Source organism: Streptomyces sp. S.PNR 29, from assembly GCF_030386795.1.
In the GTDB taxonomy this organism is placed as follows: domain Bacteria; phylum Actinomycetota; class Actinomycetes; order Streptomycetales; family Streptomycetaceae; genus Streptomyces.
In genome coordinates this window covers 255,697-270,874 of record NZ_JANUQM010000007.1, presented here as the reverse complement: position 1 = coordinate 270,874, position 15,178 = coordinate 255,697, and the positions used below count along the sequence as shown (strand labels likewise).

The following is a 15,178-nucleotide window of genomic DNA, read 5'->3' as shown; positions in this document are numbered from 1 at the left end:
GTCGCTCCGGGCCTCACATGTCCCTGGTTAACCGCCAGTTGCCGTGCTAACTTCGCAGATCGGTCAGGCAGGGTACCGGCTCATGGGGGACAGTCGGTGGAGGCAGGCGTGGGTTTCGGCGGGCCCGAGGTCGATTCCTCGCGCGTGCAAGGTCTTGAACTGCTGTTACGGCTCACCGGCGCCATCAGCGAACTGAGTTGCATGGAGGACGCCCAGGGGCGCATGCAGTTCGCGACGGTGCTGGGGGAACAGCTGGGCCGGCCGGTCGACGTGCGCGGTGTGCGGCTGCGCGAGGACGTGGTGGCCATGGTGCGCGCCGCACTGAATGTGGCCGGCGGGGAACACGTACTCGTGAGAGTGGTCGAAGTCTTCGAAGGAACCGCGCCGGCCGACGAACTCGACCGGCTGCTCGCCCCCGCCTCGCCCCCCTTGCCCGAGGCGCTGCGCGGCCCGCTGGACGGCCCCGACGAGGCCGCCGCCCGCGCCCTGCTGGCCGCAGCCAAGGGCGAGGTGTCCGCGGTCCGGCTGCGGGACGAACTCGCCGACGAGCTGGGCGGTCTCTTCCTGCCGCCCGGGCTCTCTCCCGAACAGCTCTTCACGCACGTCCTGGAGTGGAACGTGCAGCCGGACGGCCTGCCGCCCGCCGTTGTCCTGCTCGACCTGGCCGCCCGGATCGCCGTGGCGCCCGGGCACCGCGCCGCCCTGGCCGGCTGGGTCGACGGCTGGGCGGCCGGCGCGGGCCTGACCGCAGAGGTGGGGCGGCGCCGGGCCGCACGCGCCTTGGTGGTGCGCGACCCGGAGATCCCGCGCTGTCTGATCATCGCCGTCGAGCCGGCCCGCGACGGCTCGGACGAGATCGTCGTACGCCCCTGGCTCAACTCCGCGCCCGGCCGCTGGGACCCGCAGCCCAGCGAGCCGGTCACGACCACCCTGGAGGGACTCGGCCAGGCCGTCGAACGCGCACTGCACCAGGGCGACCGGCTCTGGGCGGCCCACCGCGAGCCGGACCCGGGTGGACGCGAACAGCCGCCGCCGTACATCGAGTTCGTCCTTCCGTACGACCTGCTCAACCACGATGTGGCGGGTTTGAGGTTCCGGTCGGGCGACGCGCGGCCCTTGCCGCTCGGACTGAAGTACGGGGTGCACCTGCGCAGTCTGGAGCGGATGCGGACCGACGACGTGCTGGTCCGGCGTCAGTGGCAGGAACGCTGGCGCGCCCTGCGGCAGCACGGGGTGGCGGTGCACGGCTGGAGCGTGCCGGACGCGCAGCGGCTCGACGCGTGGCAGACCACGCTCGCCGGGGAAGCCGGGCACACGGCCGTGGTGCTGGACGCCCCGGCCGACCTGTCCGCCCTGGAGGCGCTGAAGGCGGCCATCGCCGAGGGGATCGGGCTGGCGATCTGGGACCGCAGGGGGGTCTTCGTCGAGGAGCGGCGGGAAGTCGTGACCGCGGTCTTCGCGTCGGTGCCGACTCCCGCACAGATCCCGATGGCCATCCACCGCCTCCGGCAGAAGGCCGAAGTCCACACCCAGGGTCCCCATTTACTGGGGCGGCACATCGGCTTCTTCTGGGACGATCCCACCCGGCTCGTCGACATCCAGACCACCGACCACGGCGATCTCGCCAGCGAGGAGGCACCGGCATGAGTGAGCAGGAGAAGACGGCTCTGGAATGGCGCGTCTTCCACGCCACCGGCCGTCCACCGGCCACCCCGCCGACGCTGCCCGACGCGCCGCCCTGGCGCCGGTTCCTCGGTGGTCCGTCCCAGCCCGCGCCACCGGACGACCCGGCGGCGGCCCTGCGCCGCCTCGGCCGCGACGTCACCCCGCAGCTCGGCTCCGAGGAGATCGACACCGTCAACGCCGCGCTGCTGCTGCGCCGGCCGCTGCTGATCACCGGCCCGCCCGGCGTCGGCAAGTCCACGCTCGCCTACCTGATATCCCAGGAGCTGGGCCTCGGACGGGTCCTGGAGTGGAACGTCGTCAGCCGGACGACGCTCAGGGACGGGCTGTACACCCACGACGCCCTGGGGCGGGCCCAGGCCATCGCCGCCTGGCAGGCCGGCCTGCGGGACGCGGCCGGCCAGGAACAGCAGGGGGCGCAAGCGGGTCCCGAAGATACCGAGGCATCGTCAAATCACCGTCAACTCCCTCCGTTACTGGGCGACTTCATCACCCTTGGCCCCCTGGGCACGGCCCTGCTGCCCTACGATCGTCCTCGTGTCCTCCTCGTCGACGAACTGGACAAGAGCGACATCGACCTGCCCAACGACCTGCTGCACGTCCTGGAGAACGGAAGCTATGAAGTCCCGGAGCTGGTGCGGAACGCCGCGGGCGCCGCGCACGTCCACACCAGCGACCCGGGCGGCCGCGCCGAGGTGCGCGGCGGCCGGGTCGAGTGCCGGGAGTTCCCGGTCGTGGTGATCACCAGCAACGGAGAGCGCGAGTTCCCGGCCGCCTTCCGGCGGCGCTGCCTGCCGCTGGAGATGCGCACGCCCACCCGGGAGCAACTTCTGGCCATGGTTCAGGGGCACCTGGGGACCCGTCCCCCGGGCACCGAGGACCTGGTGGACCTGTTCGTGCAGCGGATCCAGGCCGGGGGCACCCACTCCCTGGACCAGCTGCTGAACGCCGTGCAGATGACTACCGCGGGTGGTTTCCAGGCGGATGGTGACGGGCGTAAGCTCGTGGAAATGCTGCTCCGCGACCTCGCGAAGGGCCGCTGAATGAACGGCTTTCCCAGGGAGCGCGCATCCGGGGCCGGCGACGGTGAGCCCGTTTCGGGGTCGTCGCCTCCTTCGGCGTTCCCCGAGTCCGTCGAGTACGCGAGTGAGTACGGAGCCTCGGTCCCCGCTGCCCCGCACGCCCCGGCCCGCGCCCGGCCGACCCCCGAGGCGGAGCCCGCGCCGCGCTGGCAGGAGGTCGCCGACGCCGTCTGGCTCGCCGCCTACTGGTCCCACCATGACCGCCCGGCCACCGGCGCGCAGACCACGCTGGAGGCCCGCGACCCGGTGCGCGCCGACCGGCGGCCGCCCGAGCGCTCCGAGGGACCCGCACGCCCCGAGGGAGCCGAGGACCCACGGCACGCGCAGACGCCTCCGGCCGCCGACGCACCTGCGCCCGCCCCGCTGAAAGACCTCCTCGGCACCGGCGCCGCCCCCGGCGCGTGGCCGACCCCGGTGGCCCGCCCGGACCTGCGGTTACGCATCCACCCCGAGGGCACCGAGACCCTGTACCTCAACCGGCCGCTGCTGCCCGCAGAGGAACCCCCGAAGCAGGCTCCCGGCCGCCCCACGGCCCTGCTCGCGCGCGCCCTGCACCGGCTGGCCCGCCGCGTGCCCTCCCGCGACACCCTGGAGCTGGACGAGGAGACCACCGCCGAGCGCGGGGTGGTCGACGGCCTGTGGATGCCCTTCCTGCGGCCCGTCCGGTCCTCCGCCTTCGACCTGGTGCTGCTCCTCGACGACGCCCCCACCATGCGGATCTGGGAGGAGACCGCCGCCCGCCTCGCCGCGGCCGCCGAGCACAGCGGCGCCTTCCACAGCGTGCGCACGGTCGGGGTGAACGTGCCGCGCACCGGCGCCGCCACCCTGCGCTGGGCCGCGGGGCGCGCCGCCGCCGACCCCGGCGAACTGCTCGACGGCCGCGGCGGCCGCGTGTTCCTCGTCGTCACCGACGGACTCGCCCACGGCTGGGCCGCCCCCGCCGCCGACACCCTGCTCGGCCGTCTCGCCCACGCCGGCCCCACCGCCGTCGTCCACCTGCTGCCGCCCCACATGCGGCACCGCTCGACGCTCTACCCGTACGAGGCGGTCCTGGAGGCCGGCGGCTTCGGCGCCGCCAACGACTCCCTCGCGCACTGGGCCCCGCCCGGCGGTCCCGACCCCATGCGCCCGCTGCCCGACGCGGGCGACGGCTCCGTGCCCGTCCCCGTGCTGTCCCTGAAGCCCGGCTCCCTCGCCGCCTGGGCCGACCTCGTCACCGGCGAACGCGGAGTGCGCCGCTCCCTGCCCGTCGTGCTGGCCGGCACCCTCACCAAGGGCGCGCCCGCACCCGGCCTGCGCGCCCCGCGCCTGAGAAGCGCCGCCACGGCCGCCGTACGCCGCTTCTTCACCCTCGCCACTCCGGCCGCGCGGCGGCTCGCCACCCAACTGGCGGCCATCCCCTTCGACTTCGACCTCGTGGAGCAGCTGCGCCGCCGGGCCATGCCGGAGACCGGACCCGACCATCTCGCCGAGATCCTGATGGGCGGGCTGATCGACTGGGACAGCGGCGGCGAGGGCCGCCCCGAGTTCGCCGACGGAGTGCGCGAGGCACTCCTCGCCAGCACCACCCGCACCCAACTCGCGCGCACCGTCAGCCTGGTGGGCGAGCTCCCCGCCGCGGGTGAGCGCGGGGTCGCGCTGCGCGCCGCCCTGCGCGACCCGGCCGGGGCCCGGCTGCCCGACCCGGCCGAGCACGACTGGGTGCGCACCGAACTGGCCGTGATGCGCGCCCTCTCGGGCCCCTACTCCGCGCGCGCCCGGCGCATCGACTCCAGGATCGGCACGGCCGATCGGGTGGACGCCCGTTTGCCCGACAGTACACCCGCCGGAGTGAACCCCCGGCGTGGCGGCGGATCTTCCGACGGTGGAGAAGGCACTGATCCATCGACGAAGGTCCCCGACCCACCTGGAGAGCCCGTGTCCGCCCTGGTAACCGACGCGTCCCAACCCAAAGCCCCGGAGGCTGAGCCGCTCATGCAGAGCACCACCACGACCACACCGCCGGCTCTTCTGGTGAACGTTCCCCTGCGGAACACCTCGTTCGTCGGCCGCCAGGCGCTGCTGGGGGACGTGGAGGCGCAGCTGGTCTCCCAGGACACGGCGGCGGTGCTGCCGCACGCGCTGCACGGCATGGGCGGTGTCGGGAAGTCCCAGCTGGCCCTGGAGTACATCTACACCCACCAGCGCGACTACAAGGTGATCTGCTGGATCCCCGCCGAGCGGGAGAGCCTCATCCTGGCCGCGCTGGCCACCCTGGCCGCCCAGCTGGGTGTCGCCCCGGCGCAGGACAGCGCCGGCGCCCCCGCCGCCAACACGGCCGTGCCGGCCGTCCTGGAGGCGCTGCGCACCGGCGTGCCGTACGACAACTGGCTGCTCGTCTTCGACAACGCCGAGGACGTCGACGCGGTGCGCAAGTACTTCCCCACCAACGGGCCCGGCAAGGTCATCGTCACCTCCCGGAACCGCGCCTGGGAGCGGGTGGCCACCCCGCTGGAGGTGAAGGTCTTCGAGCGCGAGGAGTCGATCGAACTGCTCCAGAAGCGCTCGCCCGACCTGACCCGGGAGGACGCCGACCGGCTCGCCGACGCCCTGGGCGACCTGCCGCTCGCCGTGGAGCAGGCGGGCGCCTGGCGTGCCGTCACCGGCATGCTCGTCGACGAGTACCTCGACCTGCTCGACGAGCGCAGCCCCGAGATCCTCCAGCTCGACCCGAACCCCGACTACCCGGTCTCCGTCGCCGCCGCCTGGGACATCTCGCTGGGGCGGATCCGGGAGACCAACCCGGGCGCACGGCAACTCCTCGACATCTGCGCCAGCATGGCCCCCGAGCCCATTCCGCGGTCCATGCTGCGCGGCAGCCGGGGCGTCAGCATCACGCCCGAGGTCGATCCGCTGCTGCGCGAGTCGATCCGGCTGAACCGCGCCGTCCGCGACCTCAGCCAGTTCTCCCTGATCAAGGTGGACCCACGCTCCGACACGCTGCAGATGCACCGCCTGCTGCAGACCGTGCTCCTGGCCAAGCTGAACGCCGAGGAACGGGAGCGGATGCGGAACGCGGCACACCAGCTGCTGTCGGCCGCCAAGCCGGGCCACTTCGCCTCGTCCCTGGAATGGCGCAACTACCAGGCGCTGCTGCCGCATGTGCTCACCTCGCAGGCGGTCACCAGCACCGACACCTGGGTGCGTGAACTGGTCTTCGACACCGTGCTGTTCCTGTACTACTGGGGCGACCACCAAGGGGCCACGCGACTCGCCCGGCAGTGCTGGAACGCCTGGCTCGCGGCCTCCGGCGAGGAGGACTCCAACGTCATCAAGATGGCGAAGAGCTTCGGATTCCTCCTGCGGCAGATCGGTGAGATCGACGAGTCCATCCCGCTCACCGAGAAGGCGCTGGAGGTGTCCCGCCGCATCGACGTGGACGCCGAGGAACTCGTCGACGCCCTGTGCGAGATGTCCGACGCCCGCCGCTACCAGGGCCGGTTCGAGGAAGCGCAGGCGCTGGGCAGTGAGGCCACCGAGCTGGCCCGGTCCCTGTTCGGCCCGGACGACCTCACCACCTCGCGGGCCACCCACAGCTGGGGCGTCGACCTCAGACTGTGCGGCCGGTTCCACGAGGCCCTGGAACTGGACCAGGAGAACGCCCGGCTGCGTGAGCTGCTGTACGGCCCCGCCAGTTTCTTCACGCTCAACACGCTCAACGCCCTGTCCATCGACATGCGCGAGAGCGGCGACTACCGCGGTGCCCGTGACTTCCAGGAGGACGTGTACCGCCAGGCGCGCAGCGCCCTCGGCGACGACAACCCGCTGACGCTGCGCATCGCCCGGAACCTCGCGGTGTGCCGGCGCCGTGACGGGGCGCTCGAAGAGGCCGCCAAACTCTCCGAGGAGACGCTGCACCGCTTCGTCGCCCGCTACGGCCCCGTCCACGCCGACTCACTGGCGACGGCGATCAACCTCTCCGTCGACCGGCGCCTGGCCGGGGATCTCGACAGCTCCCGTGAGCTGGCCGAGGAGACCGTGCAGCGGTATGCGCAGCTTCTCGGCGAGGACCACGCGTACACCCTGCTGACCAAGGCCAATCTGGCCGCCACGATGCGGGCGCTCGGCGCGCTCGACGCCGCGCAGGAACTGGACGACCTGGCCGCCGCCCGGCTGACGGAGACGGTGGGCGCCAATCATGTGATCACGCTGACGACCGCGATCGGCCAGGCCAACACGGCGTACGCCCGGCTGGACTTCGACCGGGCCCGGGAGATCGACGAGGCCAACCTGCCGCTGCTGGCCGAGGCCGTCGGTGCGGAGCACCCGCTGACCCTGTCCTGCACCACGAACCTCGCCCTCGACCTGCGGGGGCTGGGCCGCGGCGCGGAGGCGGACGAGCTGAAGCGCAAGGCGGTCGACGGCCTCAGCCGCGTGCTCCGCTCGGACCACCCCTGGCTCCTCGCCGCCCGCCAGCACCGCCGCGTGGAATGCGACATCGCACCGATGCCGCTGTAGCGTCGCGCCGTCCGGAATGCGGCAGGCGTTGTGGCGGGGTGGGTGTGTGGGGTGCGTCCGCCCGGAGGGCGTGACCTGCGGCCTCCGGTGCGTGCTCCGGGGGTACCCTCTGCTCGAAGAGCGTGGGGGAGCGTGCCGGGCGTCGCGGGGCAGGCGCGATTGCGCCGACAAGGCGTACGGCTGCCCGTGCGAACCGCGCCTACCTGCCGAAGCGCGGTATCCGCCGCACGGTCCCGGAGAAGCGCGACCAGATCGCCAACCGCAAGAAGCACGGGTCCCACGGTGGCCGGCCGCCGAAGTCCGACACGGCCGACTGCAAAGAGCGCCACGCGGTGGAGTGCGGCATCGATCGCCTCAAGCGCCACCGCGCGGTCGCCACGAGATGGCGCTTCCGGCGGGCCCCCAGCGCCGACTGCCGCACGACAGTCCGAGAATGCGGTCGTGGGGCCCCGCCGCGGAGCTGAGAGCGCCTCAAGCTCGGACAGCTCTGGGTAGCCGGGCCTCTGTGCCCTCTCAGCCGGCGTGGAGGATCCTGAAGCGATCGGGCTCCGCCGGGTCCCGATCAACGACCTGGACCGGTGTCCAAGCCCATTGCCGAACGCTGATGCCCGGCGTGCGGGAGAACCGGATCGGCCCGCGGGTGCCCTCGACCGCCACGCGCGGCCATGACTCGGCGATGGCCGCCCGGTCCGTGCCGTGCGAACGCAGCACGTCGGCGAGGACGGCGACGGTGTCCCAGCCCTCGAAGGCGACGAAGGAGGGCGCTTCGCCCAGCCGTTCGCGGAGGTCCTTCCCGACGCGTTCGCCGAGCGGACCGAGGTGCTCGGGCAGGTAGCGCAGGAACGGGACCCCGGCGCCGTCCTCGCCCAGCACCTCGGCCCATTCGGCGAACTCCGGTTGTCCGGCCGGAGCGCCGATCAGGATCTCCGCGAGCCGCCGGTCGCCCCGGACGGCCCTGACGATCGGCACCGCCGGCTCCGGATGGCCGACCAGCAGGAGGAGCGCCGTCGCACCGTGGTCGACGAGCGCGTCGCACAGGGCCTCGGGGGTGAGCGCGTTCGCGTCGAGTTCGACGACGGTGCCGCCGCGGGGAGCGAGGTGGTCCTGCAGGACGCGGGTCCCGGACGCCCAATAGACGCTCGGCTGGGCCGCCACGGCGATCCGACGCCGGCCCGCGCCGAGGAGGAAGTCCGCGTAGATCCGCCAGCCGTGGGACTGGGCCGGGGCCAGGCGCGCGACCCACTCCGTCGGCTCCTCGGTGAGCGCGTCGAGCACCGCGGACGAGCAGAGGAACGGCACGCCGAGGGCGTCGGCCCGGGCGGCGGCGGCGCGGGCGACGACGCTGTGGTACTCGCCCGCCACGGCGGCCACGCCCAGAGCGGCCAGTTCGTCCACGGCCGCCGCGGCCCGCTCCGGATCGGCCGCGGTGTCCCGGACCGCCAGCTCCAGTGGTCGGCCGTCGATCCCGCCCGCGTCGTTGACCTCGCGAACGGCCAGTTCGAGTCCTGCGAGCAGGTGCCGGCCCGCCTCCACCCAGCCGGGCCGCGTCAGCGGGACCAGCGCCCCCAGACGGACGGACGACCCGTCCGCTTGCTCCGCTCCGGACGGCGATGGTGGCGTGTTCATCGGTTGGCGTCTCCCCTGGGGCGATGCGGTCACGGTCCGCCCGGATCGCGCGTCGGCCGGGTCGGCGGTTCGCGTTCATCATGTCTCGCCGCGGCGGGCGTCTGCCCGGGTGATCACGCCGGTCATTGGATCCACCACCGTCGCCGGCAGGCAACCGATTATGTGTTCGCTGAGCTGCCAGGCTTCATCGGGCGGCGGCGTTGAGCGGGGGCGCGTGCTGGTGTCCCGGCCGGGGTGGCACTCCGTGCCGTGAACTCCGGTACCCGGCATCTGCCGCGGACCGCGCCCGGTCAGCTCACGTCCGCCACCGGCGTCGTCGGGGTGCCGTCCGGGGGCTGTCCGACCGGTGGTGTGCCGGTGGTGTGCGTGGGGGTGCCGGGCCGGTCGCGTTCGGCCAGGCGGCGGGTCAGGAGCAGGAACGGCTGGGTGAGGAGCGTGGTGGCGAGGGCCATGAAGACCAGGACCGTGTAGAGGGGCTTGCTCAGCAGGCCCGCCTGGAAGCCCGCGTTGAGGGCGATCAGCTCGGTGAGGCCACGCGTGCTCATCAGGACGCCGACGGTCCACGCATCGTGCCGGCCCAGACCGCCGAGCCGGGCCGCCACCGTACTGCTGCCGATCTTCGTGACCACCGCCAGCACCGTCACCACCACCAGCGTGACCCACCCCGTGGCGTCCATGCTGTCGAGGGCCACGGACTGCCCCGAGATCACGAAGAAGAACGGCAACAGCAAGGAACCGGCGTCGTGCAGAGGCCGCAGCAGATCCGGATCGAGCGTGCCGCCCTTCTCCCGCGGTACCACGACCCCGGCGAGCAGCGCACCGAAGATCACATGCAACCCGAGGGAGTGCGTCACCCAGGCCGACCCGAGAGCGAAGCCGAGGAGCAGGGCCAGCCGCAGCGAGGGCTCCATCCGCGTGCCCCACAGCAGTTTGCGCAGCACCGGCCGGGCCACCAGCACCATCACGGTGACGAAGCCGACGGCGAGCCCCACCCGCCACGGCCAGTCGAGCACCTTCTCGCCGCCGCTCTGCATCAGCGCCCCGGCCAGCACCGTCCAGCCGATCACGTCCAGCAGCCCGGCGGCGGAGACCGCCACCACCCCCGGCACGGTGCGGGACAGGTCGTTCTCCCGCACGATGGCCGTCAGCACGGGCACCGCCGTTATCGACAGGGCGACACCGGCGAACACCACCATGCCGGGGGAGAGGTCCCGCGGCATGCCCAGGTCACGTAACTGCTCCCGGAACAGCAGCGCGCAACCGCTGCCCACCGCCATCGGCACCACGAACGCGGCCAGTGCCACCGTCACCGAGGCGCGCGCCCGGTCGCCCAGCACCTTCAGATCCAGCTCGTAGCCCACCGCGAACAGGAACACCACCAGCGCGAACTGGGAGAACCCCATCAACGCGGGGGAGATCTCCTTGGGAAACAGCGCCTGGTACGCCCCCGGCGCCGTATGGCCGAGCAGCGACGGACCGAGCGCGATCCCCACCGTCAACTGCCCCACGATGTAGGGCTGCTTCAGCCGCTGAGCCAGCCAGCCGCCCGCATGCGCGGCCACCAGGATCAGGGCCGCGGCACCTACGAAATGCGCGATCATGGCGTCAGGGCTCACGGTTTCTCCCCGTGTTCGGTCGTGTCCTGTGGTCGCAGCCGATCGTTCGGCCGCCGGCAGGTCGGACATCTTCGGGGCGGCCCCAACCTCCATAGCATACTGTTGATCTGACGTCGCATCGGGAGTCGTACACCGACCTGCACCGTGTCACGGGGGGCACATGACGGCGGTCGTTTTCCTTCACGGGACGGGGGTCCGCGAACCGGGCTTCTCCGCACTCGCGGGGCGGGTCGGGGCCGGCCTGACCGCCCTGCGTCCCGGACTGCGCCTCATGCCGTACTACTGGGGCGGCGCGCACGGCGCCACGCTCGCCGCCGGAGGAGCGAGTCTGCCGCCGGCAGCGGGCACGACCCGGGGCCTGGCCGATACCCCGGCCGGGGCGGACCCCGCCGACGACACATCGGCCGCCTGGGCCGCCCTCTACGCCGACCCGTACGCCGAACTCGCCCTCGCCATGGCCGGGGCGCGGCCCGCCGGCGAGCGGCCGCCCGGCTTCGTACCGCAGGAGCAGAAGCTGCAGGCACAGCTCGCCGCGCTCGCCGCGCAGGGCGACGCGCCCGCGGCCGAGGTGGGCCCCGGCCTGGCCCGGGCCGCCACCGACCTGGCCGCTCACCCGCTGCTCGGCGCCGTGGCCGAGGCCCTCGACCCGGACGACCTCGCCGCGCTCGCCGCCCGCTCCCTGACCGCCCGGATCATCGCCGACGCCCTCGACGCCGACGCGCCGCTCGTCCCCGTCGGCGACGTGCGGGACGCCGTCACCGACCGGCTCGCCGAGGCACTCGGCGCACCGCCGCGGGGCACGGAGCGCGGGGTGCGCTCCCTGCTGCTGCGGGTCGCCGGTTCGGCCGCCTCCCGTGCCGTCGTACGGCGTCGGCGCGCCCTCACCGAGGCCGCCCACCCCGCCGCCGGGGACGTCCTGCGCTACCTCAGCCGCGGCGAGGCGGTCCGGGCCGGGCTGCGCGACCTGCTCGCCGGTCTGGAGCCGCCCGTCGTGATCGTCGCCCACAGCCTCGGCGGCATCATCGCCCTCGACACGCTGGTCCTCACCCCGCTGCCCCAGGTCCGCCTCCTGGTCACCGCGGGCTCCCAAGGGCCCTTCCTCTACGAGTCGGGATCCCTGCCCTCTCTCGAACACCCCGCGCCGCTGCCCCCGCACGTCCCCGACTGGCTCAATCTGTACGACCCACGGGACCTGCTCGGCTACCTCGGCGCCGGCCTGTTCCCCGGGCGCGTCACCGACGTCGCCGTCGACAGCCGCCAGCCGTTCCCCGCCGCGCACAGCGCCTACTGGACCAACCCGGCGGTGTACCGGCACATCGCGGACCACCTGCCGTGACCGGCCCGGACTCCACCGCCGTGACCGGCCCGACGGCGCCCGTGCCGCACGTCGACCCGGCCCGCGTGCACGCCCTCATCGTCGGGATCGAGGCCTACGACGCCGGTCCCGCGTGGGATCTGCCCGGACCTGCCCGGGACGCCGTCGCCTTCCACCGGCTGCTGCGGTCCGCCGGGGTGCCGGAGGACCGGCTCCGGCTCCACCTGGCCCCGCTGCCGCCCTTCACCCCCGACGTGCCGTACGCGCCCGCCGACCGGACCACCCTGCGCCGGGTCCTCGTCAGCGATCTGCCGTCGGGTCAGGGCGACGTCCTGTGGGTGTGGTGGGGCGGGCACGGCGTCCTCGACCGCTCCGGTCGTCTACGGCTGTTCTGCGCGGACGCCACCACCGCCGACAAGGCGGGCATCGACCTGGACTCCGCGCTGGAACGCTACGCGGGCGACGCCGTGCCCTCCTTCACCGAGCAGCTGTGGATCGTGGACGCCTGCGAGACCTTCGAGGAGGCCCTCGGCTTCCGGGAGCCGCTGCCGCCCGACGCCCTGCCCGTGGGGCGGCGCACCCTCACCCACCGGCAGACCGTGCTGCGCTCCGCGGGCCGCGGCCGGGCCGCCGTCAACGACCCCGTGCGCGGCACCGGGCTCTTCTCGGACGTGCTGCTCGGCCTGCTGGCCGACCGGGCCGCCGTCCTGCCCGCGCCGCCCGATCCGGAAGAGCTGTTTCCGGCCGTGCGGTCGCGTATCGCGGCCCTCAGGGAAGCGGGCCGTACTCTGCAGTATCCCGAGATCCGGTTGCAGAGCCCCGAACGTTCCGAGATTCTGCCGCCCTCGGGGCCGGGTGCCGGGCCGCGTCCCCGCTCGCCACTCGTCCGGGCGGTGGACGCGCTGCTTGCCTATCCGCTGATGAGGGACCCCGCCGAACGGCAGACGGTGGTCGCCGCGCTGGACCCGCGCGTCACCGCGACGCTGCCCCGTCACACCATTGCCCGTACGGACGCCACCGGCATCCTCACCGCGCTCGGCCGGCGCCACCCGCAGGCGCTGTGGGACCTGTACGACGCCGTGGTGTCCGTCGACGACGATCCCGACCGCGGCGACGAACTCGCCGAGGCGCTACGGCAGTTCGCGGCATCGAAGAGCCGCCCCCACGGCCCTGGATGATCAGGTGGCGTGATCGTACGGTTCCGCAAGCGGGCAGGAATGGCCATGATGGAACCGGACACGGGGCATCGCGTGCCACCGTGCGAGAAGGGGGACGCATCTTGGACCAGCCGCCCGCTCTGCACACTGCCGAAGCCGCCGTCAGTGAGCCGGCCCCCACCGCGGGTGCCCTCGTCTGGGAGTCGGATCTGGCGGACCTCGCGGCGCTGCCACTGACCGCCGTGGACGGTCTGACCCCGCTCAGCCCCCCTGCCCGCCTTCTCGAAGAGGTCCTGCGCTCCCGCAGCGGCATCAGCGGGGGAGGAGAGACGGGCGGCCGGGCCGACTAGCGCCGGCCGCGCGGATCATGTCGCCGGACGCGCCGACGTCGCGCTGCCCACGGGCGTCACCGCCGGTCACCGCTTCCCGCTCCGCCACGCCGCGGTCCCCCACCCGCCCACACGACCGGAGGTCCCGGGAATGACCAGCGCGCAGCGCCATGCCCCGTTCCGCATGCCCGAGCCGCTCTTCGCGGAACTGGCCGCCGGCGGTGGCTCGGCCGAGGCCCTGGCCTTCCTCGAACGAGGGGAGCGGGCACGCCGGCTGCTCCTGCTGCGGACCCTGCTGGCCCGCATCGACGCGCTGCCCACGCCGCTGACGCCGGCCGCCGAGGCCTGGCACCTGATGAAGGAGGCCGCCGCGCGGGCTCCCGAGCCCGTCGACCGGCTGCTGCTCGCGCCGACGACCGGGGGCTGGGTCGCCCACATGCTGCGCAGGGTGCACGGCACCGCGACCGGGCCGCCGCTGTGGGCGGAGGCCGGTCACCTGTGCGCGCTGGCGGTCACGGCGTCCCTGCACGCGGGTACGGAGACCACCGTCCGGGTCCCCCTCACCGACGGTGGCCTGCACCTGCCGGGCCTGGGGCTGGCCCGCCTGCCGGACGCGGAGGGCGGACTGACGGTCGGCCTGGCCGGCACCCGCCGGGGAGAGCTGACGCTCACCGGCCCCGGACGGGACGGGAGCCCGACCTCCGTGACCTGCCGGCCGACGACGGCCCCGCTGGGCGGCGGGGAACCGGCCGCCGCCGACCCGGACGGCAGCGACGGAGAGGCGACCTGGCTCCCTCTCCGCACCCTCACCCACACCGGCCCCGCCGGAACCGTCGCCATACCCCTCGACGACCTCGACCCCTACCGCGACCTGGACGACCCCGTACCGCCCGCCCGGCTCGACGCCGACGAAGCCGGGGAATGGCAGCGGGTGTTCGACGAGGCCGTGGGGGTGCTCACCGGGGCGGGCGGTGGAGGGGACGGGCCCGGACGGCTCGACCCGGCCGTCATCCGTGCCGTCGTGCCGTGGGGACGGACCCGTGCCACACCGCCCGCGCCGCCCACCGTGGGGATCTCCGCCTCCAGCGGCGACTCCTTCGGCAGCATGGTGATCTCCCGCCCCGCCACCGGTCAGGCCCTTGCCGAAACGCTGGTCCACGAGTTCCAGCACAGCAAGCTGGGCGCGCTCCTCCATCTCTTCCCCCTCCTCGACGACGACCGCGAGGAGCGCTACTACGCACCCTGGCGTGCCGACCCGCGGCACCTCACCGGCCTGCTGCACGGTGCGTACGCCTTCACCGGTGTCACCGGCTTCTGGCGGGACCGCATGGCCGATCCGGCCCAGGCCGACGCCGCCGCGTACCACTTCGCGCTGCGCCGGCTGCAGACCCGGCTGGTCGTGCGCACCCTCCTGGCCAGCGGCCGGCTCACCGCCGCGGGACGCCGGCTCGTCGGCGGCCTCGCGGCCACGCTGGACGGCTGGCTGCGCGAACCCGTCGACCCGGCCGCGCTCGCCCGGGCCCGCACGGCCGCCGCCCTGCACCGCACCGAGTGGCGGCTGCGCAACGTCGTACCGGAGGCGGACGCGCCCGCCGCCCCCCGCTTCCGTACGGACCGGCCGCTCTGGCCCGACCTGCGCACCCACGCCTTCGCCACCCGCCCCGCCGCCCCCCACACCCCCGACGAGCATCTCGCCGCCGGGAACCCGGCCGCAGCGCTCGACGGCTACGCCGACAGCCTCGCCCGCGATCCGGCGGACCCCCACCTCCTGGCCGGCTGGATCGTGGCCCGTGCCGCCCTGGACCGGGGCCACGCCACTCGGCGGCTGCTGGCCCGCCCCGAACTGCTCCAGCCGCAGCCCAGCGGCTGAGCC

9 protein-coding genes are annotated in these 15,178 nt (G+C 74.0%); 7 read left to right on the top strand and 2 right to left on the bottom strand.

Annotated elements, in window-relative coordinates; genetic code table 11:
- Nucleotides 1–144 precede the first annotated feature (144 nt).
- The 3 genes from NW895_RS20795 to fxsT are packed head-to-tail and all read left to right on the top strand — an operon-like array spanning nt 145 to nt 7,262.
- Nucleotides 145–1,647, top strand: coding sequence for a hypothetical protein (locus NW895_RS20795; RefSeq protein WP_289937253.1), 1,503 nt, complete (start codon nt 145–147; stop codon nt 1,645–1,647).
- Entirely contained in the window at nt 1,644–2,726 is a 1,083-nt protein-coding gene (locus NW895_RS20790) for an AAA family ATPase (protein WP_289937252.1), read from the top strand. Before NW895_RS20795 ends, NW895_RS20790 begins: the two co-directional genes overlap by 4 nt.
- The gene (fxsT, locus tag NW895_RS20785) at nt 2,727–7,262 is read left to right on the top strand and encodes an FxSxx-COOH system tetratricopeptide repeat protein (RefSeq protein ID WP_289937251.1); all 4,536 of its coding nucleotides are present in this window, start codon (nt 2,727–2,729) and stop codon (nt 7,260–7,262) included.
- Between the two features lie 513 nt (nt 7,263–7,775).
- On the opposite strand, the gene NW895_RS20780 is transcribed toward fxsT, so the two are convergent.
- Both NW895_RS20780 and NW895_RS20775 read right to left on the bottom strand, forming a co-directional pair.
- Entirely contained in the window at nt 7,776–8,888 is a 1,113-nt protein-coding gene (locus NW895_RS20780) for an ABC transporter substrate-binding protein (RefSeq protein WP_289937250.1), read from the bottom strand.
- Between the two features lie 290 nt (nt 8,889–9,178).
- Nucleotides 9,179–10,504, bottom strand: a complete 1,326-nt coding sequence (locus NW895_RS20775) for a cation:proton antiporter (RefSeq protein ID WP_289937249.1) — start codon at nt 10,502–10,504, stop codon at nt 9,179–9,181.
- A gap of 160 nt (nt 10,505–10,664) precedes the next feature.
- Between NW895_RS20775 and NW895_RS20770 the strand changes: the two genes are divergently transcribed.
- The 4 genes from NW895_RS20770 (at nt 10,665) to NW895_RS20755 (ending at nt 15,175) form a co-directional block, all read left to right on the top strand.
- Nucleotides 10,665–11,840 carry a hypothetical protein gene (locus NW895_RS20770; RefSeq protein ID WP_289937248.1) on the top strand — a complete coding sequence of 392 codons (1,176 nt, stop codon included), beginning with the start codon at nt 10,665–10,667 and terminating at the stop codon, nt 11,838–11,840.
- Nucleotides 11,837–12,997 (top strand): caspase family protein, encoded by a 1,161-nt coding sequence (locus NW895_RS20765; RefSeq protein ID WP_289937247.1) that lies wholly within the window; start codon nt 11,837–11,839, stop codon nt 12,995–12,997. The genes NW895_RS20770 and NW895_RS20765 overlap by 4 nt, the downstream gene beginning before the upstream one ends.
- A gap of 101 nt (nt 12,998–13,098) precedes the next feature.
- Nucleotides 13,099–13,326, top strand: coding sequence for a hypothetical protein (locus NW895_RS20760; RefSeq protein WP_289937246.1), 228 nt, complete (start codon nt 13,099–13,101; stop codon nt 13,324–13,326).
- A 130-nt stretch (nt 13,327–13,456) separates the two neighbouring features.
- Nucleotides 13,457–15,175 (top strand): HEXXH motif domain-containing protein, encoded by a 1,719-nt coding sequence (locus tag NW895_RS20755; protein WP_289937245.1) that lies wholly within the window; start codon nt 13,457–13,459, stop codon nt 15,173–15,175.
- Nucleotides 15,176–15,178: the final 3 nt, after the last annotated feature.